We start from the raw sequence: 3,392 nt of genomic DNA on the forward strand, positions 1-3,392 counted from the left end.
ACGGGCTTGCGAAAGCCAACTTGCACGGGGCGAATGATCAAAAAGTGCTCGCTGGCGGTGATAGGGAAAGTGTCGGCGCCGGCTTCACGGATTCAGGATTGACATTAACTAAACGAGCTTAGCAGTGCTACGCCCGGTTTATTACGTTAGCGTCTGTAACCCGCGAGGTTTTACCATGGTGGAGAGTGAGCAGGCTCGGCTTCAGGCGCTACATGGCTTAGCTATTTTAGATACGCCACCAGAGGAGCGTTTTGATCGAATTACTCGGCTTGCAACGCACCTGTTAGGGGTAGAGATTGCGCTCGTCTCATTAGTAGATGAGGAGCGGCAGTGGTTTAAATCGCGCCAGGGATTTTCGATCACCCAGACCTGTCGGCAAGAATCCTTTTGCGCTCATGCCATTAAAAAAGAAGGCATTTTTGAAATAGAGGATGCGAGTGCAGATCCGCGTTTTGCAGATAACGTGCTAGTGACAGCGCGTCGTGGTATTCGATTTTATGCCGGTGTACCGCTCACTACATCAGACGGATTTCGGGTTGGCACGCTGTGTATTATTGACTCTAAGCCCCGGCGGTTAGACGACGCCCAGCGCCAGGCGTTGATTGATCTTGCGGCTTGCGCTGAAGATGAAGTTAATCGGATGGGTCTTGAGAATGAGCTGTCACGAGTGACTAAGGCTAGAAGTCGCTTAGCGGAAGATGAACAACAACAGCGGAGGTTGGTAGCGGCGCTTTCATCACTTAACGAAATCAGCACATCGAACGAGCTCAGCCTTGCTCAGCAACTGCAGGCCTCCCTAGCGCTAGGCTGTCGCCATCTCCAAATGCAAATCGGGATTATCAGCCGGATCAACAAAGGTATTTTCGAGGTGGTGTCTGTCACTGCGCCGAAGGACGTGGCGGTTAGTGCAGGCCAGTGTTTGCCGTTAGCCAACACCTATTGTGATATGACGCTAAAACGCAATGGGGTGCTGGCTGTTCATAATGTGGGTATGAGCGATGTGCGACACCACCCTTGCTACGACACCTTTGGCCTTGAAGCCTATATCGGTTGCTCCATCCAACTAGGTGAACAGCTATTTGGGACAGTGAGCTTCTCATCAGCAATGCCTCGGCCCCAAGCCTTTACTGAAACAGACACGATTTTACTAAAGCTCTTGAGCCACTGGATTGGCTCTGTGCTAGAGCGTCAGCAGGTGGATGCGCTGAAAAATGAGTTTGTATCTACGGTTAGCCATGAGCTTCGCACGCCACTCACGGCTGTAACCGGTGGGCTCAAACTCGTGCTGGGTGGTGCCATTGGTGAAATACCCGCGCAAACGCAACAAATGCTGACGATGGCACTTAAAAATAGCGAGCGCCTTGGGATGCTTATCAATGATCTCCTGGATATTGAAAAGCTGCTGACGGGAACGTTAAATTTGATTTGTCAGCCTTGCTCGTTGGCAACTCTGCTCACTGCGACCGTACAAAAAAATCAGCCCTACGCCTCTCAGTATGGGGTAACGCTTAATTTGTTGCCATTAGCTGTGGATCGTTTAATAAACGTCGATTCATTACATTTTCAAAAAATTATGGCGAATTTGCTTTCTAATGCTGCAAAATTCTCACAGCTTAAAGGTGAGGTCGTTATTTTTTGCGATGAGTGTGATAAAAGTGTTCGTATCAACGTAAAAGATTCTGGCTGTGGTATACCTGATGCCTTTAGGGCGAGAATTTTTCAAAAATTCTCGCAATCGGATGCTAGCGACCGCCGTGTGAAGGGAGGGATGGGCTTGGGGCTTTCAATCAGTAAAGCAATCACGGAACAAATGAGCGGTACTATTGGTTTTGCTTCCTGTGAAGGAAAGGGCAGTACGTTTTATGTCGTGTTTCCTTGGGTAGAGGAAAGAGATCGTGCGAAATCTTGAACGCCTAACCTGGCCTGGAGGTTCCTCTGCGTATACAGGATTTTGGCTGTTAGTAGCACTGCTAGCGCTTGGTATTATCGGCAATATGCTGCAGCTTTCGGTACTATTTAACGTTTATTTTGTATTTGGCTCTGTCGCTGTAATGCTGGCGATTGCCTGGTTGGGTACTTGGCCTGCTGTTCTGATTGGTATTGTGGCGGGGCTTTATACCTACCTTATTTGGCAAAATCCGGTCACTGTGATGGTGTTTTTATTAGAGGCCATCGTAGTTTCTTGGATTTATCATCATAAAATTAAGAATCTTATCGTCGCCAGCCTAATTTATTGGATGGTTGTAGCGGCACCTCTTGATTTTATCTTTTTTTCATATTGGTTAGGATGGAGCCAAGAGTTAACACAGCTGGTTTACTTGAAACAGCTTGTAAATGGTGTGCTAAACGCTGTTATTGCCAGTGCCATAATCATTGTTTGCGGTCTCTCTAAGCGTGCTTGGCTGCCTACTGCTGGATCGTTAATGCGCCTGCGTCATTTACTCTTCTGTGCGCTACTGTCAGTCACACTAATGACGGGCATTCCTTTGATTCTCTATGAAGGTCATGCAATGCGGCAGGGCCAACAGACGTTTGTTGATCAAACTATGTTGGCACTTGGTAACGAGTTAATCGAACGTTTATCTGAACCGGGAGCTGATCAAAGTTATATGTATCACATTGGTCGGGTTCGAGGTGGAAATGATGTCAGTATTGGCTTGTTAAGCGGGAATGGTGAGTTACTTAGCCAAGTAGGTAGTCTTAACTCTTTGGCCCTTGGGCCTGGAGACGAGGTTATGCCTGTTAATAATCGCTTAAATATGTGGTTACCTGGAGGCTTAGAGAACCCTGCGATCCGCTTTGCGCAAGGGCGGTACACCTTACGTATGCCTGCCCAGGGTGTGGATGGGGTGGCTCAAATTTTATTAGAAACTCCTGCATTACCCACTATTAGAGCGATGGAGGCTTACCGCGCTGTGCTTTTATTTATGCTAGCTGGGGTAATCGGGTTAGGGGTTTTAGCAGCAGAGCTATTAAGCCGTATGATTACCCAGCCGCTCATGCAATTAGGTAAAAGTGGACAGGCGCTAAGCCATACGATCGGCAGCGGCGAGACATTACAACTACCTCGCAGCCGCATCGTAGAGTTTCAACAGCTTTCAAATTTATTGGAAGAAATGGCGACGGAGCTTAGTAGCGCATTTAAACGTCTGCGTCATACTCACAGCAATTTAGAGCGCGAAGTGGAGCAGCGCACGAAAGCGCTCGCCAGTAGCAATGACCTACTGAGTTCGGTGCTGGATGCAGCGTCAGATTTTGCCATTATCGTTACCGATACCCAGGGTGTTATTAAGTGGCTCTTCGACGTTGGGTGTGGAATTCGCCCCCTGAGCTGGGCCAGAATATGACCTCCACAGCGGCAGGAGGTATGACATGGACGGCACCCAGATTCT

2 protein-coding genes are annotated in these 3,392 nt (G+C 48.3%); both read left to right on the forward strand.

Features of this window, described 5'->3' with window-relative positions; translation table 11 throughout:
- Positions 1 to 175: 175 nt before the first annotated feature.
- A complete protein-coding gene (locus tag BIS10_RS17985) occupies positions 176 to 1,909 on the forward strand; it encodes a GAF domain-containing protein (protein ID WP_253507416.1) in 1,734 nt (577 codons plus the stop codon).
- Entirely contained in the window at positions 1,896 to 3,347 is a 1,452-nt protein-coding gene (locus tag BIS10_RS17990) for a hypothetical protein (RefSeq protein ID WP_253507419.1), read from the forward strand. The genes BIS10_RS17985 and BIS10_RS17990 overlap by 14 nt, the downstream gene beginning before the upstream one ends.
- The last annotated feature ends 45 nt before the right edge of the window (positions 3,348 to 3,392 follow it).

Origin of the sequence: Halomonas sp. 707B3 (assembly GCF_024158645.1) — a bacterium.
GTDB lineage: Bacteria > Pseudomonadota > Gammaproteobacteria > Pseudomonadales > Halomonadaceae > Vreelandella > Vreelandella lionensis.

What these genes read in the sequence shown, in the direction of transcription:
- BIS10_RS17985 (WP_253507416.1), top strand. Translation starts at nt 176, where the DNA reads ATGGTGGAGAGTGAGCAGGCTCGGCTTCAGGCGCTACATGGCTTAGCT.